The following is a 22,008-nucleotide window of genomic DNA, read 5'->3' on the forward strand; positions in this document are numbered from 1 at the left end:
AAAAATGTGCTCTTGTTAACATTTATTGATTATTTAAGTAGAGTTTTTGCCTGTGTAACCACATTTTCAACAGTAAAACCAAACTCAGCAAACAGTTCGTTTGCAGGAGCAGATTCACCGAAGCTATGCATACCGACAATCACACCATCAAGACCAACATATTTAAACCAGTAATCCGCGATACCCGCTTCAATAGCAACACGAGCTTTAACCGCTGCAGGTAATACTGCTTCACGATAATCAGCATCTTGTTTATCAAATGCATCTGTTGCTGGCATTGAAACCACACGGACTTTACGGCCTTCTGCTGTTAATTGATCGTAAGCATTAACAGCTAATTCAACTTCAGAACCCGTAGCAATAAAGATAAGTTCAGGTGTACCGTCACAATCTTTCAGGATATAACCACCCTTCTCGATATTAGCCAGTTGCTCTGGAGTACGTGGCTGTTGAGCAAGGTTTTGACGAGAGAAGATGAGCGCAGTTGGACCATCTTTACGCTCAACAGCGTATTTCCATGCTACTGCTGACTCAACTTGGTCACATGGGCGCCATGTACTCATATTTGGTGTTACACGCAGACTTGCCATTTGCTCAACAGGTTGGTGAGTAGGACCATCTTCACCTAAACCGATAGAGTCATGGGTATAAACAAAGATACTGCGGATTTTCATCAGTGCAGCCATACGTACCGCATTACGTGCATATTCCATAAACATCAGGAAGGTAGCGCCGTAAGGAACAAAACCACCGTGTAATGCAATACCATTCATAATGGCAGACATACCGAATTCGCGAACACCATAATGGATGTAGTTACCGGCTTTATCTTCATTTAATGCTTTAGAGCCAGACCACATAGTTAAGTTACTTGGTGCAAGGTCAGCAGAGCCACCCATAAACTCAGGTAAAACTTTACCAAACGCTTCTAATGTATTTTGTGATGCTTTACGGCTAGCAATACTCGCTGGGTTATGTTGCAACTGTTCAATAAAGGCTGTTGACTCTTTTTCCCAATTTGCAGGTAATTCGCCAGACATACGACGTTTAAATTCAGCTGCTAATTCAGGGAATTGTGCTGCATACTCAGCAAATTTAGCGTCCCACGCAGCTTCTTTTGCTTTACCAGCTTCTTTAGCATCCCACTCTTTGTAGATCTCTTGTGGAATTTCAAAAGGACCATACTCCCAGCCCAGAGCTTTACGAGTTTCTGCAATTTCTGCATCACCTAATGGTGAACCGTGAGAATCGGCAGTACCTGCTTTATGAGGAGAACCAAAACCAATAGTGGTTTTGCAAATTAACAGTGAAGGCTTATCAGTAATTTGTTGTGCGGTTTCAATCGCAGCTTTAATACTCGCTGCATCATGACCATCAATACCACTAATAACATGCCAGCCATACGCTTCGAAACGTTCAGCAGTATTATCAGTAAACCAACCATGTACTTTACCATCAATAGAAATGCCATTGTCATCGTAAAATGCAATCAGTTTACCTAACTGTAAAGTACCTGCTAAAGAGCATACTTCGTGAGAGATACCTTCCATCATACAACCATCCCCCATAAAGGCGTAGGTGTAGTGATCTACGATATCGTGACCAGGACGGTTAAATTGAGCCGCTAATGTGCGTTCTGCGATCGCAAAACCTACTGCGTTAGCAATCCCTTGACCTAAAGGACCCGTGGTAGTTTCAACACCTGGGGTATAACCATATTCTGGGTGACCCGGTGTTTTAGAATGCAGCTGACGGAAATTTTTTAGATCATCTAAAGAAACTTGATAACCAGACAGATGTAATAAGCTATAAATCAGCATTGAAGCATGGCCGTTAGATAAAACAAAACGGTCACGATCTGCCCAGTGAGGATTAGTTGGATTATGATTTAAAAAATCACGCCATAATACTTCTGCAATATCAGCCATGCCCATAGGTGCACCAGGGTGCCCTGATTTGGCTTTTTGCACTGCATCCATGCTTAAAAAACGGATCGCATTTGCAAGGGTTTTACGAGTGGTCATTTTCTACTCCAAGTCGGATAAAAAGCATCTAGATAGCTGATTCTCTCAATGCGGGCAAAAAACCGCAATATAAAAAATCCACAAAGGTGGCTATCGTAATCAGTGAAAATCAATAATTCTTTGATTTAAACAGCATTTATTACGATAAACGCGGAAAATAACATTACACCACCACATTGTTGCGCAACAAAAATGAAAAATGACTTTTATTTGCGCAATTAAGAAGTATCTTATTAAACCTTAGCTTGATACGACTAATCAAGCTAAAATTACGTTGCTGTTTTATCCATCAAATCAAATAAATACTAAGCTATTTAATTTTCCCACTGTTAATGGTCACCTACCAACACCTAACTTGAAAACATTCAGATGATTACTAGCTATTTTTTCAACTAACTGTTCAAGCGGAAAATTAACGGCCGGAAGGCTTGGAGAAAATAGATGTCGAGTAGTTTTATAAGGGAAAATATTACCTTGCTTTAATATCTGCTCCCTTATTCTTAATGGGCTAAACGCTCGTCCATTCTGCCAATCATACACAGTTATGCGTGTATCAGTGTAATCAAGCAACACACAAGGAATATAAGTGAGAGCAAGATGATGAGCGACTTGATACCTATGATTACCGTCCATAATAATTCCGGTCTCTTTTTCAATGGGTATAGGTGTTGTCCATCTTTGGCAACGGACTATTTCCTTAGTTAAAGCTTCAACATGAGCCATGTTGACTTCTTCTGAAGGACGGAGCAAGGCAATGGGATATAACACGACATCATACTCCATATTTACCTCCCCTCTTTTTCCAAATCAATCATATATCCCGGCTGATATGAGATGGGTAGAAATTCTTGATGTAAACGACGGAATGTGTCATCAGGATCAAGATCAGCAAATAATTGGGGATGTATCCACTTAGCTAGCTGCTGGATAGCAATAACATCATAGGGACTATTATAGAACTGATGCCAAATAGCAAAAAATGCGCCACGACGACGAGCGTTACTATCAACATAAGCAGGGCGAGTCGTAAACCATGCGAGTCGGTGTTTTGATTGTTGAATATTAATCCCCGGCCCAAGTGGGATCCACTTTCCACCCGGCACAAATGCCTGAAAATTGCCGCTGGTAATAATCACAATATCGGGATTTGCAACAACCACTTTTTCTGGATTTAGCGTAAAAAAGGTTCCCGGAGCAAGATGGTCGGCAATATTATCCCCCCCCGCTATTTTAACAAAACGGCCAAAACTCCCTTTACCAAAGGTCATACAGCACTCTTCTGAATAGCCCCCAAGACGCTCTAAAAATACTTTTGGCAATGCCCCCTGTAATTGTTCAACTCGAGATGTCACTCGTTGTAACTCTTTATCACGGAATGTTAAATAAGCTTCTGCGCGATCTGGTTGGCCAAATAATTTACCAAATAACGTCACTGTTGGAGGAATGTGTGCAATAGGATCATAGCGAAAGTCGACATAAACAATGGGAATACCCGCTCGGGCTAGTGCAGCTTCGTGTCCAGCATCAACAATAGTATTGCGTGCGTCCATATTCATGATGATGACATCAGGTTGCAGATTAATCGCCTGCTCTATATCAAACGTTCCTTGTTCGCTGCCACCAAAGGTAGGGATTTTTGCCAACTGTGGAAATTGTTGTCGGTACTGCTGCCATGTGGCCGGATCGGACTGTATTAAATCTTTTCGCCAAGCGACTATCCTTTGTGCTGGATTTTCTTTATCAAACATAGCCACTAAATAAAGCTGTCGTCCTTCCCCCAAAATGACGCGCTGTACCGGTAATTTGACATTCACGGTTCTGCCAAGTAGATCAGTAACAGGTGTTACAACTTGCTGTGAGTAAGCCATTGATGAATACAACAATACAATAGAAAATATAAATCGTAATATCATGATTAATAACCTATTTTTGGTTAGTGTTTTTTGAAGAGTAACTCATTTTCAGCGTAATAATTAAAGTAATGCAATACATCACCGCCACACACAAAAACAACGTGGTCAACCCAGGCCAAACAAGTATTCCGCCCCCCAGTGCAATGCCAACCATAGAGGCAAACTGGCTAATACTTTGCACCAGTCCCAAAATATAACCCTGTTTACTTTCAGCGGTTGAGCGAGATATTAATGCGGTTAATACTGGCGTTGTTGCCCCAAGAAGAATGCCCCACAAAAAATAAAGTCCGATAAACCAGCTTATTTCTCTTACAGATGCTAGCAGTAAGGTCACAATAAAACATCCCGCAATGATCCCCACCATTCGATAGAGTGCGTGAGATATGTTGTGTGCTTCAAACCATCTTGCCCAGAGGGAGGCTGAGACAATCACACCTGTAGCCTGCAATCCGTAAGCGACCCCTGTTAACCAGTTAGGGGCATTAAATACGCTACTGACATAAAGAGAAAAAGGGGTTTGTGTGATCATGCGGCTCATTAATAACAAACCCAGTACGGTAAGTAAGCCAACAATGACGCTGTGGTTAATTGATGATATCGCTTTTGCTTTATTTGTTGAGGAAGTGACGCAATTGGATGAAGCGTGGCGCGGTAAATCATTCGGTAATATGAAAAAAACCAGTAGTGCACATAACGTACAAATGATAAATGCCCCGAAGTTTATCCAAAAGAAACTCAGTAAATCGAGGATGGCCCCACCAGCAATGGCTCCAGCTAACGATCCTGCATTGGTAGATACTTGTAACCATGCCAAAAGCCGAGTACGTTGTGCTATGGGGATCATGGCAATACCATAAGCTTGAGCAGGTGCAATATACCCCGCACAAGTTCCCTGTAAAAAGCGTAGTAGCAGTATTACCCAGACATCATTGGCAAAAGCGAGCCCCAATTGCGTTAATGCAAGCCCCATCAGTGCACGGATCATCATCACTTTATTGCCAGTTTTATCGCCTATTCGTCCCCAAAAGGTACTGGTTAGCATAACGCCCAACATAGGTGCGATATACACGCCGGTTCCCACGATACTCAGTAGCTCTGTCGACGCCATACTTTCGAGATGAAGCGGCCAAAAAGGGCCACTCATTTCCATGGCTCCCATTGAGAGTAGCTGTACGATAAATAAAAACTGGACAATAAAAATGACACTGCCGGTAACACGCATACTATTTCACCCTTATTATTGGCCAATCCATTGGGAGCTGAGGGTGAGGCAAACTTCCTCCTATATAACCACAACACCAATCATATATTTCTCTTATATAGGGTGTTGGCACTCGAAGACGTTCTCCAAGAGCAACAAGAAGCGCTAGTCCATAGGCAATGTCTTCCTGAAAAACCCGATGTTGTTTGTCAAAAATATAACCATGGGATCGTGCTGTAGAAATAAGAGGTAAAGGAATACCCTGATAGGCCTTATTCGTTCGTAACACACTGAGTAATGTTCGCGGATCAGCAATTGAGTCCGCATATGCGGCTACTATTTCCTGCTGTAATGGTTGCACGGAACTGAGATTAATCCCCAATACAATTTCTGCTTTATTACATAACGCTTGATTCTCCCTATCACAGCGGGCAAGAAAATAGGCACCCAACTCAGGGCAATCGTTCCACCAACATGGAATGCTCTCAAAAGGCCTATTGTGCCACTGTCCCCATGGACCGATAAGGCCATAGATAACAGAGCTGTGCATAATAGGATTTCCTGGCGTTAGGGTAATTTCTAGATAATCGGTCAGTAGCGTAATAGGTGAGTCATAAAGTTGTTTGAGGTAATTGAGAAGAAGATTGGCATATTGCGGTTTTTCTCTTCCATGCACAGCTACATAGAGTTGTGATTTTCCGCCCCCCATTCTGACACTTTTTCCCGGTTGCAGATCAAATGCAATATGGGGAACATCTTTCATTCCCCATATAACAATATTGGGTGCATCGCCTAACGTTTTTTCAGCCAGCCAGTCAAAGCCAGCAAAACCGGGAATGGCGCCCACAAAGATGTTTTTATGTTTCGGCAGTATTGGCGCCATACGTTGAAGTAAACTTTCACGTACATGACTTGGTGTCGTAATAATGATGATATCTGCCTTAGAGCACGCCTCATCAATGGCTTCTGTCATCCTAACCGAACGGGTTTTAATAACTTGACCATCAGGCATCACCGCCTGAAGTTGATGATCATTTTCTTTATATGCTGTCACAGTTTCTGAGCGACTGCTGTAAAGAGTGACGTCAATCGCAGGATTTAAGCTAAATAAAATTGCCGCAAGATGCCCTGTACGACCGGCTCCACATAGTGTTACTCTCAATTTCTCATTTGGGATCATCTGCTATCCCCCAAACAAGTTGGCAAAGAAAACCAATTATCAAGTTGTTCCCAGACTGACTCCGATATTAGATTTCGCTCTTTAAGCCATGTGTCATTAAAAATCGTCTGCAGATATTTTTCACCACCATCAGCCATAGCAAGTGCAACATTTCCGCAAATTGTACTGTTATTAATCAACTCCAGCGCTTTATATACCACTCCCCCTGTAGAGCCACCAACCAGTAAACCAAAACGACGAGCAAGGTAACGAGCCGTTTCAAAAGCACATACATCAGAGACTTGTTCGCCATAATCAATACAACTGTAATCCAACACTAACCCCACTGTATCGCCTTGTGGGGTGCCTGTACCTGATTGATAGTATGGTTTACCGGGTTTTCCGAATACGATGGAGCCTTCCGGCTCTACGGCAATGGTTACAAGTTCTGGATTATGAACCCTTAATCCATGGGCTATCCCTGTCATAGAGCCACCCGTACCTACACATCCAACCCACGCATCAATTTTGCCTATCTGACTAATAAGTTCACGTACCAGATCTGCATATCCTCCCGCATTGGCTGCATTATCTGATTGATTCATAAAGATAGCGCCGGGAATTTCATTGGCGATTTCAGCCGCCATACGTTGGCGTTCCACAACAGCAACTTCATTTTCACCATAGTCGCCTTTAACGTAGCGGATCTCAGCACCCAAAGCGCGCATGATAGCAATTTTATCTTGGGCAGCATGGTGATCGACCACCGCGATAAATCGAAGCCCAAATTCGATAGCAGCGATTGCCAACCCAATGCCAGTATTTCCTGATGACGACTCCACAATTGTACTACCAGGCTTGATCTTTCCAGATTTCAGTGCCGCAACAACCATATTTCTCGCCATGCGATCTTTCATACTGCCTCCGGGATTATTTTTCTCCACTTTGATATAAAGACGCGTATCCGATTGCAGCAGCGGTAATTGAATGATAGGAGTATTACCAATTAAATCAGTTACTTTGCTAAAAACCATATTAAAAGTCCTTAATTATCAATGGTAAATATAGGTTTTGGATGTGAGTTTATGACCGCAGTTAATCTTGTGGGCAACGGATGCCGATGAAATTGATTTTCCAGTAAATCCATTTGGTAACCTGCGGTATTAGCAAATATCAGTAAATCACCTGGCTTTGGTAGGTGTGCAAAAGCGATCAAACGATTGGTGATAACATCGTCGTCCAAACAGCTATGGCCTGCAATCCAAGCATTTCCAGCAGAAGAAAGTGGCTGATGGTTATTTCGATAAATATGGAGAGGATCACTTAAGAATTCAGAATTAAACCACGTTTCACATGCGCTAAAACTAGTTCCTTCGACAAAAATAACATGTCCGACATGATCATATGGACGAACTCGACAGACACGAAACACACTGATCGCACTTTGATTAACCAAGCTCCTTCCGGGTTCAAGGCAAAGTGTTAATCCTTCCTCAATTAATGCATCACAAACTCTTTTACCTGTGGGATCGACTCCGGTTAGAAACTCAGTGAGCCAGCCTTGGGCATTTATCTCTCCACCATATGGATAGAAAGAATCAGGAATTCGTCGAGTACGATAGTCTTTATGTGTTTGCGTAGAGAGCCATTTCTTATAACAATGACTGTCTACATACTGAACAGGTAACCCTCCCCCAATATCGATAATATAAGGGGAGTAACCCAAAGCACGTGCGTAGCTAATCAAGGGTAAGGTATCAAAAAAAGCCTTGATCCTAGATACCGAAGAGTAACCACTAAGATGGAAATGGAATCCATCAACCTTTACTTGGTCACTATAATTAAGTTTCTCAAGCGCTGTCATGATCTCAGCGGATGACATACCAAAACGACTGATATGATTAGACTCAGGACGAAAACGCAGCAGTATACTTATACGTCCTGATGGACTTATCCACCTTGTAGCAAGGTGAATAAGCTCGTCCATTTCCTCAATAGAATCAATAACAATCCGTGCCCCTTGCACTATTAACGCCTGTAAAAATGCCGTTGTTTTGGCAGGGCCTGTAGCACACAACTCTGTACCTTTACATCCCGCACGAATAGCATCGTTGAGTTCATATAGGCTAGATACATCCGCCCCAGTTCCCGCAGCAACAGCGGCTTGTAATAATGACTGTGATTTATTGACTTTAACCCCATAATACAAATTGGTTTGTATACCAAATGTTTTGGCGACTTCGACCATGGCATTAACGTTCTGCTCCACAGTATGAGGCCAGACAATATTAAGGGGTGAACCATATATCTGTGTTAAATGAACAAGGGTATCAGGGGATGTCTCCAACCAACGGATAATAACCGGATCGATATAAGGGGGTAATGCTTGGGTTATAGCGATCTGCCAAGATTCATTTGCTCGGTAATAAGTATTTAACAACGAAGACATATGGAACCCTCTTAGAAGTCAACACTTACCGAGGCAAGGAAAGTACGTGGTGCTCCCTGTGCAATAGTGGTATATGACGCGACACCAGACCAGTAATGGTGATTAAATAGATTCTGTACATCAAAACGGAAAGTGGTAGGCGCACCATACACACGTGTTTTATAGGAGGCTCCCATATCTACCGTTGTCCAAGAATTGATAGACTGTGTATTTGCCTGATTGACATATTGCTTTGCGCTATAATTGACATAACTGTTTAATGACAATCCATGCAAAATAGGAAGGTCATATTCCACTCCCACATTTGCTTGTAGAGGAGAAACGCCAACGGGTTTGTTACCACGGATATCAGATTTAGGCGATTTGATAAGTTCGGCATCAATAAGAGAAAGATTGCCTGAGATTTGTAAATTATCCAGCACCTGCGCTGAAAGATTAACTTCAACGCCACGATTTCGCTGCTCACTATTAGCATTAAATATATTATCAGTGCTGTCGATAGCACCACTAGGCTTGGTTATCTGGAAAAGAGCCAAACTGCTTTGTATTCCCGCATTATCATACTTAACCCCAACTTCGTACTGTCGCGAGCGGTAAGGACGCATCACTTGGCCGGCATTTTTTGCAAAACTCGGCGCTATATCGCCTTTGCTTAACCCTTCAATATAGTTGGCATAGAGCGAAACAGACTCTAAAGGATGGTAAACCAGCCCCAACATTGGCGTCACCGCTGATTCATCATAAGTGACCGAACGCTGTCCATTAGCCATAAAGTTATCGGCTTGCACTCTTTGCAAACGTATCCCGGGGATAATATCCACACTGCCATTCAATATGGTCATGATGTCCGAAACGGCAAAGCTAGTTAATTGACTAGAAGATACTTTGGGAACGCTTGCTGGAGACGATGGTAGGGTAACATCGACTTCTAATGGTGAATAAATATTAGAAATCACCTTTTGTTTTCCTACATTACCCGCAACAGCAAGGCGGTCATGATAATAGCTGGCCTGTAATGTCATCTGATGATCAATAGCGCCCGTTGAAAAATAACTTCTGACACCGGTTTCAAAAATATAACGATGTACATTAAAGCGATAATTAGTGATTGCCGATTCAACATCTCCATTGTCGTTAATAATCTTTGGGGTTTGCTCAGAGATACGTGAAACGATTGAACGACCACCACCGGCATTCATGAAGAGTGTTAGATTATCGTTAAGCTCGTATGAACTGTGCAGTAATACGCCCTGATCGCGGGTGTTCCACCACATCCCTTTTTGGGCAATATTGCGTCGACCATTAGGGGCCTTAGGAACATCGATACCCGCTAAGACAATAAAAGGACGATTAGGTGATTTGACATATTGATATTGATCGAATAAATCAACTGAAACAGTGAATCCATCTTTTCCATAGTCAAGAGCGAGTGCACCTAATGCCGTTTTTTTATGAGTATTATCAAGCGCCAAATCTCCACCACTACCACCACCATTAAATCGGACGCCCCACATTTCACCGTCTGGGGTTACCCACAATTTACCTACATCTATATAGGCACCAAGTTGATTATCAGATCCCCAAGTGGTGGTAATCTGTTTAGTTCCCTGACGAGTAGGTCTTTTCGTCACAGCGTTAACAACACCGCCAACGCCGCCATTGGGGGAGATACCATAAAGCCCCGCACCAGGCCCTTTTAGTAATTCTATTCGCTCTAAATATTGAGGTAATAACTGATAATTTGGCGCTACACCATAAACACCATTGAGGGCAACTTCACCAATATTACCTTCCCCGATAGGGAATCCTCGGATCATAAAGGAATCAAGAATACCACCTGACGGAGATGTCACTTGAACGGATGGATCATCTTTTATTACATCGCCAAGTGTTTTAGCCTGTCGTTGCTCAATATATTTCGAGGTATATCCCTTAATACTAAATGGAATATCTTGGATATCCTTATTTCCCAATAAACCTATGTTGGCTTGTTGTGATAACCTACCTTTAGTTTGGGGGTTAACGCGCTCTGCGTTAACAATAATTCTCTCTTCCGCGCTGACGAAATCAGGAATTAAACTTGCTGCAATAGTCAATGCTAAAAAATGTTTGTTTGTGATCATTATTATTCTCTCAGATCTTAGAGTTATCTACTTGTTCACCAGCTAACGGATTGTTAAGTCCATGCTGAAGACGGTAATCAGTATATTGCTGTAAATGCATGCTCATTAATGAGCGGGTATACCAAGGGTGGTGGAGAAAATGTTCACGCTCTTTGTGCCAAAAATCCGCCTCTACTCTGGGTTGAAGTGCTTTAAACACAAGTTCAAGCTCTTCGCCGATCACAGTCCATATGCGGGTATCAGGGATGTCATAAAGTTGAGTTAAACAAAGCGCAATTTCATGTAAATGGCTGACAAGACAAGCATCTACAACGAAGGTTCTGACAGGTTCAATATCATCTTCAAACACCGTGGGTAAAATGCCGGGCCAGATATAAGGTTGAAGCTCATAACCTTGCTGGCGCAGTGCAGGAGCCCAACTGCGTCCATCACCAAAATCACGAATAAGCATGGTGACCGCACGACCGGAATCATCAAACAAAACTTGCGTATTTTGTTGGTGTGCCTCAAGGGCAATGCCATAAATTAAATACATCGCTAAAACCGGTTTCAGTATGACTTTGGTATAATTACGAAACCATGTTTCAGGTAAGTCGCCTGATAATGCGATCAGCTCGCTAATAAGGGGTTGGGGTTTATGTGGGAGTTCAGTAAATAATGATGCAACTGTGATAGCGATTAAATTATCGTTTCTTTCCCATGCTTGCGTATCACGAAATACAACCGAGAGAAACTTACCTTCAGCGTCATCCATACGCACGTTATGACGGAAATGCCACGCCACTTCTTCTCGGAAAAAGTCCAGCTTGCCATCAAAATCCTTATCCACCCGCAAAATATCCTCAATAATCGTACTAATACGTGGCCCCATATGAATAGATTTGGCTTGAAGGCTGCGCATTTCGCTAGTCATCCAGATAGCAACAGGTAATTTGATAAAAGGTGATTTAGATGCGGTAGGAAGCATGGTTCTAAACGACATGGATGCCGCGGTCTCAAGTTGAGGGCCTAATGGTAGAAGAATGCCTTCATCTATTTCTTTTGAGAAATGCTCAATGATCCAGTGTTCAAGATGCCAAGGATGCAGAGGAATAGGTAACCATTTTTGTGGGTTTTGATGTTGACTTGTAAGCCACTCACACCATTTATTCCAAACGGTTGGAAAAGCCGATGAAAACCATTGATGGATATCCTGAATATGGGGCATCTTCTCACAATAAACCATATCGGTTTGTATGGCTGCGATACGCAGATTAACTCGTGCACCAAATTCAGCTGATAGTGCGACAATATCATCATCGCTTAAACCGGGTCTAGACTTCCAAGTTGGGTAATAAGAATGACCTTCAAGAGCGCCCCACTGATCGAGAAAAGTTGCACCATCACGCCGACTGTAATGACGTGTTATCCATTCAATAAAACAAGATGTTCCCTCTTGTGCCATCTCATTAGAAATCATATCCCGCCACTTTGACCGATGTGCTCTAGCTAATCGATCATTATGGATACTGTTTGCTACATCTTTATTGAATTTTGTTATTCCCTCCGTTGTAGGGGTGAAACTAAGTTCGTTTTTCAGTATCTCCATGAGTTCTTCATGGGATTGCACCATTCGGTGGCGGCCATCCATTGATTTAAGGATAATATCACCGCGATTAATAACTGTATTTGCAGGAAAAACGGTCGTTTGATTAAATTGAAGGATATGTATCCCATCAGAAAGCGGGTACTTAACGTTATTTTCATCATTGAAAACTTGCAGTTTATTATCATCCAATAATTTTTCTGCAAAAAGACAGCGAATGATACGAGCAAGGGCATTACGTGTTGAAAAATCTGTTTGTATAGCAGTTTGTTGCCCTGCAATACTCTTTTTCTCTACCGTCTCCATCATTTTTCTCCCAAAGAAATAAGGCTTAAACAATTAATTTAAATTTATCTATCTTGGGGGGTTACTTAACCTTTTTTTACTTTTTCGAGCGTCTTGAAAAAGGTTGATGAGTAAGCTACCATCAGAAAATGATGATGTAAATAATAATCAATCTCATTCTCATAATTATTCGTTTTTATGGAAGATACATTATATTTATTACTAAGGTAGGTAAATATGAACGAAGAGATTAGCTATCTGTTTGTCCCTGCTAATAAAAAAGTTATGATTTCCAAAGCGTTAACTTATGGTGCAAATGCGATCATTCTTGATCTTGAAGATGCGGTTCATCCTGATGAAAAACCGCTCGGACGTGACAACATTCAAAATTGGCTAACGACAATAAATAACACCATCATTAACACCAGTATATATATCAGAATAAATCATCCTAAAGAGAAAGAATTTAAAAACGATGTTGATCTATTAAATTCATTAAATGAAACGCTAATGACAGGAGTAATGATCCCAAAACTGGAAGATGCGGAAATACTTTCCTATATAAAATCAAAACTTCATCTGGCTATATCAAAGCGACCATTTATAGGCATTATAGAAACAGCGCGTGGAGTGCACCATTGTGAAGAGATTGCCAATAGTGGTGTAACGAGATTAGCATTCGGCTCATTAGATTACTCACTAGATATTGATTGCCAACAAACAGCAGAAGCGTTGCTATACGCAAGAAGCCGAATCGTTATCGCTTCACGCATTGCCAACCTTATCTCCCCTATTGACTGTGTCACCCCTGAATTTTGCACACCTAATACATTATTAATGGATGCCAACCATGCTCGCACTCTTGGGTTTGGCGCTAAACTCTGTATTCATCCAGATCAAATAGATACTGTTAATAAGGCATTTAAACCTACTGAGGAAAAAATTAAATGGGCGCAAGAAGTAGTTAAGCAATCAACAGCCAGTTATGCTTTTCAGATTAATGGGGAGATGATTGATTTACCTTTAATAAAACAAGCCACCCGTATTATCAATGGTAAATATAAACCAAATTGAATCTATCAAAGACCACCCAAATAAGTATAGTCATCATATCAAATACAATTATTTGAGTGGTTTAAAAATGCTATATATCATTTATCCTCCCATCAATTAATACCTGTGGATGGCCTCTAGAGCATCGTTCAATACGGGCGCTAACGCGATAAACATCGGCGAGTATTTCTGGTGTGATCACCTCAGTTGGTAAACCATTGGCAACTAACTCCCCATTTTTAAGCATTAATACATACTCTCCATGGCGTAATGCAATATTAATATCGTGAACAACAACCACAGTAATCATATTACGTTTCTTGGTTTCTCTCGCGATTAATTCCATCACATGAAACTGATAATTAAGATCGAGTGCGCTGAGTGGTTCATCTAGCAATAATAAACTTGGTCGTCGAATTAGTGATTGAGCAAGCCCTACCAATTGTTTCTGTCCACCGGATAACTCATCAAGATATCGCATAGCTAAATGTGAAATTCCCAGTTGTTCTAATATATCTATAACTTCATCATTCGCTGAATGAGAACGATGTTCACCTAAAGCTCGTCTTGCAACCAGAATTGACTCCAAGACACTCAAATGAACACCCGCAGGTAGAGTTTGTGGCAAATAAACCACCTGCTCTGCTCGTTTAGAAAAAGAGAGGGAGAGTAATTCATCATCACCAAGAAAAAGCTTTCCTTGTGCGCTATTAAGCCCAGCAAGCGCCCTTAACAATGTCGATTTACCACTGCCATTAGGCCCCAAAAGAACAGTAATTTTCCCTCGTGGAAGCAGTGAGACCGTTAATTCTTTAATTATTTCTCGCTTCGAATATCCCGTAGAAAGCTTTTCAATACGCAACCCAGCATTCAATCCCGTGTTCATTATATTCTCCCGCGATGACGCAAAATGATACTAACAAAGAAAGGGATACCCACAAGAGAAGTCACAATTCCCACCGGAATAATCACACCAGACAAAAGGTTTTTGGAGACTAAAGAAGCTATCGATAATACCAATGCGCCAATAAGAGCACTTGCGGGCAAATAAAAACGATGATCTTCGCCAAAAGTCATCCGAGCAATATGAGGAGCGACTAATCCAATAAAACCTATTGGGCCAACAAATGCCACCGCCAAGGCAGAAATGATGCTAATACGAAGTAATGTTGTTAGGCGTAAGCGTCTGACGTTGATCCCAAAGCTCATCGCACGATCTTCCCCTAGACGAAGTGCCGTCAGTTTCCAAGCATTCATCAATGACAAGGGGAAGATAATCACTAATACAACCAATAAAATGTATAACTTATCCCACGATGCCCGATTAAGGCTACCCATTGTCCAGAACACTAATCCCTGAAGCGTATCTTCGTTAGCGATAAATTGCATAATGGAAACGGCAGCATTAAAAGTAAACACTAACGCTATGCCAAAGAGAATAATTCCAGAGGTAGAAACTCGCATCCAACGTGAGATAAAGTCCAGTAACAACGTTGCCAGTAATGCGAAAATAAACGCATTAACTGAAATAAACCACTGAGCAGGAACCCCCGGAATACCAATTCCTAAAACAATCGCTAAAGCAGCACCAAAAGCAGCAGCAGAAGAGACGCCAAGCGTAAAGGGACTTGCCAGCGGGTTATTGAGTATAGTTTGCATTTCAGCACCCGCTAACCCGAGTGACATTCCAACGACAACCGCCATAAGGGAGTAAGGTAGCCTGATATCCCACACAATAACCCGAGTGCCAGCATCGGCAGTTTCTGGCGATATTAGTGTATTCCACAGTTCAGTCAGCGATAATCCTGAAGGCCCTAAAGTAAAATCAAGGATCAAAACGCTACATAACACGCCCCCTAATATCATTAAGTAAAAGAAACGACGAAGTATCTGTCGCTGATATTCCTTCACTACCCTTGCTTTTGTTGTTTTACTTGAGTGTTGTTTAGACGCTCTATTTTCGCTCATTGAATGTTAGCCTGTTAGTTACCCCACGCTAGGTATAAGCGATATTATAGCAAGCAAATGCGAATTAAAACTATAACGATAATAGTTACTATTCTCAATAACAAGATGTAATAGGTAAAATAAAGCTACCAGTTGATATGAATTGCTCTTATTTAATAGCAAATAAAACTTAAACATTTCAACAGATACTTTATTCATCACTAAAGCTCAATTACCCATGATGATCCTATAGCTAATGACTAGCCCAAAAAAAAAACAACTAAAATGAGTAATGTGTCACATACCATTGCATCATATGAATTAATATTTCAATTACAATATAATAACTAGAGTTATAATTTCTTTGTGTATCTTTATATGCTATAAAAAACTATTTTAAAATCATAAAGTAAAATATTAAAAGGCAAAAAATATTGATATAAACGATCAATAAAACACACAATGATAGTTAAAAACTATCAAAAAAGACAAAACAGATCGTTTTAAACTATTTCCACTGCTGGCTAATTTACCCTACCCTTTCCTTCCAACAGCCCAGATGCTTATCCTAATAATTTAGGTATACCCTTTATTTTATTTCAAAAAAACAGGTGAAAGGTGTTAATGAAATATAATACAGTAAACATAAATGTTCGTGTTGGTTCATTTATTCGAAGACATAGGACACTACTAGGTATCTCAGGGAAAAGCCTAGGAAAAAAATTAAATCTTTCCCAACAACATATTTCTCGATTAGAACGAGGACAAACAAATTTTACAATCGAAATTATTTTATATTTATTAAATGAATTGGATAAGACAATATTTGATTTAGTTGCTGAGGTATTTTATGAAGATCCCGGTGAAATTTTAACTGAATACCAGCGTCAACAACAATTCAATACTGAATTAACACTAATAAACTAGACTGCATTTAACATCAATCTATTTTACTGGAATTAATTTAAGTCTTAATATGATTTAAATTTACTATTTATATTATTTTGAATTATTATTTAATTACATAAAGATTGGATTATATATGCTTAAACGTCTTAACTTTATTTTAATTTATTCTGTATTATCATTAATAAGTATAACAACATCAGTCTATGCTTCACCTTCTATTGGCATTGGTAGTATGTATGATGTTTTTACACCAGAAACCCAAAGCCTCACCAAGCGCGTATATAACACAGGAACATCTACTGCGTTTGTTCGTGTTGAGATATTGGAAATTGATGCTGATCCAAAAATGAATCAGCGTGAATCAGCACAAAAAGAAATTAAAGAAGGTTCATTAACGCAAGAACGGCTGATTGTCTCCCCATTGAGATTAATTATTCCACCATCAAGTTTTCAGTCAGTCCGCATACTATGGCCAGGGGATAGAGAAAAAGAACGTTATTTTAGAATTCGTTTTACTCCCGTTCTTCCTGAAGAAAATGATGGTTTTGGAATGAGCAAAGATGAAATAACACAATACAAAAAAAATGCATTGGATGTGGGAGTTAATGTGTTAACTGGCTACGGCAGTGTGGTTGTGATGCAAGCTAAAAATCCCTTATTTAATACCGTTATTGATGACACAAATAAACAAATTTCAATAAAAAATAAAGGAAACGCCACCATTATATTGGATAATATCCGTTATTGTGAAAATATAAAGTCACACTGTGAGAATAAAGCGCGAGAAATTATCTTACCAGGAAGAGAATTTGTTCTACAAAAAAAAATAAATAATAAAATTGACTTTGTATTAATCGAAGGTGATAAATCTAACACGTTTAATTATTAATATTAATCTAAACAACTAATTTAAATTTCAGTAATCGCAAATAAATAGAGTTTATTTGTTTTATTTTTTATCAATCATAATATATGAGGTATTTCTAAATGTTAAAAAGATCATTATCCATTATATTTCTATCTTGTGGCGCCTTAGGTTCAATGGTAGCTCACGCAGCAGATGAACAACGCTATGCTATCGATTTAACGGCAACTATTCCTACAGAATCTTTTCAGGTTATCCCTGTTGAGAGTGGTTGGATAAACCAAACACAAGAAATGGCTTTCGATTTAGGCACCCGTAAATTACAAGATTTCACCAAGCAATTTCAATATAAAAACACCTCTGGGGGTATTCAAGCAACTTTAACAAATACTGACTCAAAGGGTACCGCAATCTTATCAAATGGTAATGATACCATTCCATTAGCAGTCATTTTTAACGGCGTAACACTCAGTAAAACGCCTAGCACTGTAGTTAATGCTGATGATGCCAAAACAGGCGGTCGTACCAACCTTCGTATTACACAACAAACTGATACCCCTCTAACAGTAACAGGCTCTTTTACAGGCCAAGTAGCCATGGTTTTTGAGCCTGTAGTTGAGACTCCAGTTGAGCCTGAAAGCTAATAAATTATTCAACTAAGGGGGCTCTTTAGAGCCTTCCTTCTTGTTACCTAGGCTAACCACATTTCGTTCTGATAAGAATATTTTTGTGCTTATTAAGCATCGGAACGCTTTTGTTACATAAGTATACAGTGATTTAGTGAGTATATGTGATATGAAAGTATTATTTGCATTAATGTTAATACCAGAAATAGCCTTAGGATCAAGTGTATTCCTGGCAAATAATACAATAAAAATACCGAGTGAATTTAAGCAATATTTTTATAACTCAGAAATTGTTTCTCAAGTGTATCTTAATGATTCTCCCCTTTTTGAAGCTGTCTTTTCACTTCATGAAAATGGACAAATTAATCTCTTGAGAATTTTAGATGAAGAACCTGATATTAAACCGCAAGTTAAAAATGAATGGGCTGAGATTTTACAAAAAGGCATCTCATTAGGTGCTTGTGATGCTTCCTGCCCCGCAGGACTCGTCTCTGCTGAATATCGACTAGATAATTCTTCATTAAAATTATTTACTTCGCACTATGAAACTGAACAAGTGAAAAGTGATTATATCTATTTGCCTAGCGCTTTGCCAAATGGTGTCATTATGCACAATAATTTGTCAGCCGTTTCAGTGCATTCAGCAAAGACCTGGAATTTTAGTTCATCCGTAATTTCATCTCTTTTCGGCTGGACGCAAAATATATCACTACAGTCCTATGGCTCTAGTCAGGCCAACCAATCACAAGAAACCAATATTTATGCGCTATACACCCAAAAAGAATTAGCCGGTAGCTTTATCCGCTTGGGCATTTTTTCTCCAGATACGGATAAAGGAAATGTCGAAACCAACGGATTTAATACAGGCTCTGTCGCCGGAGTGATGTGGGGAACATCAAATGCATTATTGATAAATAACGAAAGTGTCAGTGCCTCCCCTATTTATATCACGGCCGCCAATCAAGGGATCGCAGAAGTATGGCTAGATAATCGGCTCATCTATTCACAACAACTGCAACCTGGCATGCAAGCCATTGACACACGGCGTTTACCTAGTGGTATTTATAACATAACAATTAATACCCTTGAAAATGGTAAAGTTGTGGATACTCAAACGGCTCAAGTATACAAACCGCTAGGGTGGCAAAACCCTAATCAAAAATGGCGTTTGAATTTATGGGGAGGACAAAAAAAGGATTTAGTTCTTAGTAGTAAGAATACAACTGAAAATGATAGCGCATTTATTGGTGGCGGAGCCATAGATTACTTATTCACCCCCCGTGTCATTTTAGGAAGTAGCCTCTTGATATCGGCTGATAACTATCAACTCAGTGCAAGATCAAATATAACATTATCTTCTGATGATAGTTTTTTTGCTCAATACACCCTGACTAATGAAGATACCCGAAAAAATTCAGGCGTGGATTTACGCTATTACCGAACACTTTCACCGGGGAATTCAATGAATGTATTTTGGCGTCGAACTTCCAATCAAAATTATCGTTTAACAGAGTCGTCTCAACAAGTAGGAAATACTTGGGGAGCTTCACTATTCACCCAATTACCTTGGTCTAGCTCACTGACATTGAATGGACAATATATGAAAACCCCATCAAGAGAAGGAGTTGAGATTGATACCGCATTGACAACAAAAGCGATTTTGGCTAATCGAGATGTTAATTTTCGGTTAAGTGCGTATGACCGCCCCGGGTTTAATCAAAAAAATCGGGAGCAGGGTGTGGCACTAGGCGTCAGCCTGTCAGTAATGCCGAGTGCAAAACATACTTTATCAGTAGATGCAGGTATTAACGATAGCAATAGTTATTCTAGCCTAAATTACCAATGGCAACCCCAAGATGAAGGGGCTGTTCGTTGGTTAGGTGCAGGAATATCACAAAGTAGTGAAAATACACTCATTAGCGGTAACGGCGCCTTGGAAAGTCGAACACTTAGTGGTGATGCATATGTCCAGCATTACGTGCAAGACAAAAGCACAACAACGGGGATCAACATAAGTCAAACACTGGTGTTGGGTGAAGGAAATTTTGCGGTGAGTAGTGGCGAACGCAGTTTAGGGATGGAATCGGCATTTATCGTTGACTTAGAGTCAGATGATCCCGATATGCAAATTGTCGCCTCAGACAGTATCAAAGAAACAAAATTATTTCAGGGACGAAATATCATTCCTACTGATATCTGGAAAAATGAGCCTATTCATTTTTACAGCATGGGTACAAATAACGGCAAAGTTTTTCCTGAGTATGAATCGATAAATATGAACCGGGGTAGTGTGAAATATTTAAAATTAAAAGCCGTCAAAACAACAGTGCTGGTGGCAATGCTACAAGATAACTTTGGTCAAATATTAAAGCATCGTCAGGTTACTAGTGATATCAGCAGTGGGATTATTAATGCAGAAGGCGTTTTGACATTAGATTCAGGTATTAATAACCAAAAATTAACGGTCTTAGGCAATAGTCAATCACCGGCGTTATCGTGTCAATTACCTGATGTCCTATCACCAGGAAAAGACGTACAGTTTTTCCCAGTTATTCATTGTTCACCAATAGGAGATATGTAATGCGCTATTATCATTACATTCTTGGCACTGTTATGCTCGCAATGAGTGCGGTTGTTAATAGTGCAACGATTAATTTAACCGCAAAATTCACCCCCGCAATAAATAACAGTAATAGTGATGGTATTTTTACAAATACAACCCCCAGAAGCGGATATTGTTCTCGATGGCCAAAATATTGCGATGCTAATGATGTCAGTGTTTATTTGCCGTTAACAACAACAATTTCATATCCTATTGTTGCTAAAAATAAACCTCGTGAAGGTGCTTACTTTAATTTTCCTAAAACCCCTAGAATACTTACAGTAAGAAATCAGAATACTGGTGAAACATTTGACGTTATATTTAGGGTTACTAGTTATTCTTCACAACTTACAACAAATAGCAGTTCATCTAGTTGGGATGAAGGCAAAGATTTTAGCGCACCTCGGGGAGGGGGCTGTACTTTTTATACTCCTTCATGGGGAGGAGGGTCAGGCTCAGGAAGCTGGATCCAATTTATTTGGAAAACATCAAACAACACTTCACCCTGTTATAAAATAAGTACCATAAACAGAACCGAACCTCACCGATTTTATGACATGAGCATGGGTTATTCATTAGTGGCTAAAGATAACTTATTAACCGTAGGATCAGGGACCTATAAAGGGAAATTATCATTTACTGTAGGACCAGGAGGCGACTTTGATTTTGGCGATAATTACCAAGCCAGTGACAGCGTTGTTGATATCAATCTTATTCTTTCTGTTAATCATGATTTAATCGTCACTACAACGCCTGAAAGTCGTGCGTTATCATTGCAACCTTGTAGCGCAGGTAAAATTTGTACCGAAGAGCAAGGAAAGCAAAACTGGGAACGTTGGATGATAACGAAAATTACACCTCAGCTTACTGCTCGAAGTGATTTTTTACTGTCTTCAACAGGTGCATTTACGACTTATATACAATGCCAATATGTTCACGGTGAAAATTGTGCCATAAAAAGTGACAATAATGGTCAACTGGTTCCAGTAAAAGCGTATTTGAGCTTACCAAATAATATTATTAATCAGAAAACCAATAGCACGGTTACACGTGCGCTAATGCCAATCCATAAGGATATAGTAAATAATACGTTTTTAACAAAAGATATTGGAAGTAATCGTAAGGGGAATATTGATTTTCTGGTAGCGCAACATGATGTCGATAAAATGCTTTTAACAAGACCTGATACTTACCGTGGAACGGTTACTATTATTTTTGACCCCAAAATATATTAGGATGACCATAAAAATGGTGAGATTATCAATAC

Annotated in this window: 17 protein-coding genes; 6 read left to right on the forward strand and 11 right to left on the reverse strand. The window is 40.0% G+C overall.

What is annotated here, in order from left to right; translation table 11 throughout:
• Positions 1 to 29 precede the first annotated feature (29 nt).
• The 9 genes from tkt to HMPREF0693_RS09025 all read right to left on the reverse strand — a co-directional run bounded on the left by tkt (position 30) and on the right by HMPREF0693_RS09025 (position 12,763).
• Positions 30 to 2,024 carry a transketolase gene (gene tkt / locus HMPREF0693_RS08985; RefSeq protein WP_004244955.1) on the reverse strand — a complete coding sequence of 665 codons (1,995 nt, stop codon included), beginning with the start codon at positions 2,022 to 2,024 and terminating at the stop codon, positions 30 to 32.
• A 336-nt stretch (positions 2,025 to 2,360) separates the two neighbouring features.
• Positions 2,361 to 2,807, reverse strand: coding sequence for a ParB N-terminal domain-containing protein (locus HMPREF0693_RS08990; RefSeq protein ID WP_004244957.1), 447 nt, complete (start codon positions 2,805 to 2,807; stop codon positions 2,361 to 2,363).
• Between the two features lie 2 nt (positions 2,808 to 2,809).
• Complete coding sequence (locus HMPREF0693_RS08995) at positions 2,810 to 3,937, reverse strand: ABC transporter substrate-binding protein (RefSeq protein WP_004244958.1); 1,128 nt, start codon at positions 3,935 to 3,937, stop codon at positions 2,810 to 2,812.
• Between the two features lie 10 nt (positions 3,938 to 3,947).
• Positions 3,948 to 5,159 carry an MFS transporter gene (locus HMPREF0693_RS09000; RefSeq protein WP_004244959.1) on the reverse strand — a complete coding sequence of 404 codons (1,212 nt, stop codon included), beginning with the start codon at positions 5,157 to 5,159 and terminating at the stop codon, positions 3,948 to 3,950.
• Position 5,160: 1 nt separating this feature from the next.
• Entirely contained in the window at positions 5,161 to 6,318 is a 1,158-nt protein-coding gene (locus tag HMPREF0693_RS09005) for an NAD/NADP-dependent octopine/nopaline dehydrogenase family protein (protein ID WP_004244960.1), read from the reverse strand.
• Positions 6,315 to 7,331 (reverse strand): PLP-dependent cysteine synthase family protein, encoded by a 1,017-nt coding sequence (locus HMPREF0693_RS09010; protein WP_004244961.1) that lies wholly within the window; start codon positions 7,329 to 7,331, stop codon positions 6,315 to 6,317. The genes HMPREF0693_RS09005 and HMPREF0693_RS09010 overlap by 4 nt, the downstream gene beginning before the upstream one ends.
• A gap of 11 nt (positions 7,332 to 7,342) precedes the next feature.
• The gene (locus tag HMPREF0693_RS09015; RefSeq protein ID WP_004244962.1) at positions 7,343 to 8,746 is read right to left on the reverse strand and encodes a Y4yA family PLP-dependent enzyme; all 1,404 of its coding nucleotides are present in this window, start codon (positions 8,744 to 8,746) and stop codon (positions 7,343 to 7,345) included.
• 11 nt (positions 8,747 to 8,757) lie between these two features.
• Positions 8,758 to 10,869: a TonB-dependent receptor gene (locus tag HMPREF0693_RS09020; protein WP_004244963.1), complete on the reverse strand. Its 2,112-nt coding sequence runs from the start codon at positions 10,867 to 10,869 to the stop codon at positions 8,758 to 8,760.
• A gap of 10 nt (positions 10,870 to 10,879) precedes the next feature.
• Positions 10,880 to 12,763, reverse strand: a complete 1,884-nt coding sequence (locus tag HMPREF0693_RS09025) for an IucA/IucC family protein (protein ID WP_004244964.1) — start codon at positions 12,761 to 12,763, stop codon at positions 10,880 to 10,882.
• 213 nt (positions 12,764 to 12,976) lie between these two features.
• On the opposite strand from HMPREF0693_RS09025, the gene HMPREF0693_RS09030 reads away from it, so the two are divergent.
• A complete protein-coding gene (locus HMPREF0693_RS09030; protein ID WP_004244965.1) occupies positions 12,977 to 13,813 on the forward strand; it encodes an HpcH/HpaI aldolase/citrate lyase family protein in 837 nt (278 codons plus the stop codon).
• A gap of 70 nt (positions 13,814 to 13,883) precedes the next feature.
• Here the strand turns inward: HMPREF0693_RS09030 and HMPREF0693_RS09035 are convergent, their stop codons facing one another.
• Both HMPREF0693_RS09035 and HMPREF0693_RS09040 read right to left on the reverse strand, forming a co-directional pair.
• Positions 13,884 to 14,678 (reverse strand): ABC transporter ATP-binding protein, encoded by a 795-nt coding sequence (locus HMPREF0693_RS09035; protein ID WP_004244966.1) that lies wholly within the window; start codon positions 14,676 to 14,678, stop codon positions 13,884 to 13,886.
• Positions 14,678 to 15,658, reverse strand: coding sequence for a FecCD family ABC transporter permease (locus tag HMPREF0693_RS09040; RefSeq protein WP_223232014.1), 981 nt, complete (start codon positions 15,656 to 15,658; stop codon positions 14,678 to 14,680). Before HMPREF0693_RS09040 ends, HMPREF0693_RS09035 begins: the two co-directional genes overlap by 1 nt.
• Before the next feature lie 705 nt (positions 15,659 to 16,363).
• Here HMPREF0693_RS09040 and HMPREF0693_RS09045 point away from each other — a divergent pair.
• The 5 genes from HMPREF0693_RS09045 (at position 16,364) to HMPREF0693_RS09065 (ending at position 21,976) form a co-directional block, all read left to right on the forward strand.
• Positions 16,364 to 16,666 (forward strand): helix-turn-helix domain-containing protein, encoded by a 303-nt coding sequence (locus HMPREF0693_RS09045; RefSeq protein ID WP_004244968.1) that lies wholly within the window; start codon positions 16,364 to 16,366, stop codon positions 16,664 to 16,666.
• A gap of 115 nt (positions 16,667 to 16,781) precedes the next feature.
• Positions 16,782 to 17,537 carry a hypothetical protein gene (locus HMPREF0693_RS09050; RefSeq protein ID WP_004247303.1) on the forward strand — a complete coding sequence of 252 codons (756 nt, stop codon included), beginning with the start codon at positions 16,782 to 16,784 and terminating at the stop codon, positions 17,535 to 17,537.
• A gap of 98 nt (positions 17,538 to 17,635) precedes the next feature.
• The gene (locus tag HMPREF0693_RS09055; RefSeq protein ID WP_004247302.1) at positions 17,636 to 18,157 is read left to right on the forward strand and encodes a CS1 type fimbrial major subunit; all 522 of its coding nucleotides are present in this window, start codon (positions 17,636 to 17,638) and stop codon (positions 18,155 to 18,157) included.
• A gap of 151 nt (positions 18,158 to 18,308) precedes the next feature.
• Positions 18,309 to 20,720 (forward strand): TcfC E-set like domain-containing protein, encoded by a 2,412-nt coding sequence (locus HMPREF0693_RS09060; protein ID WP_004244972.1) that lies wholly within the window; start codon positions 18,309 to 18,311, stop codon positions 20,718 to 20,720.
• Positions 20,720 to 21,976 carry a hypothetical protein gene (locus HMPREF0693_RS09065; protein ID WP_004244973.1) on the forward strand — a complete coding sequence of 419 codons (1,257 nt, stop codon included), beginning with the start codon at positions 20,720 to 20,722 and terminating at the stop codon, positions 21,974 to 21,976. The genes HMPREF0693_RS09060 and HMPREF0693_RS09065 overlap by 1 nt, the downstream gene beginning before the upstream one ends.
• Positions 21,977 to 22,008: the final 32 nt, after the last annotated feature.

The organism is Proteus mirabilis ATCC 29906 (genome assembly GCF_000160755.1).
GTDB lineage: Bacteria > Pseudomonadota > Gammaproteobacteria > Enterobacterales > Enterobacteriaceae > Proteus > Proteus mirabilis.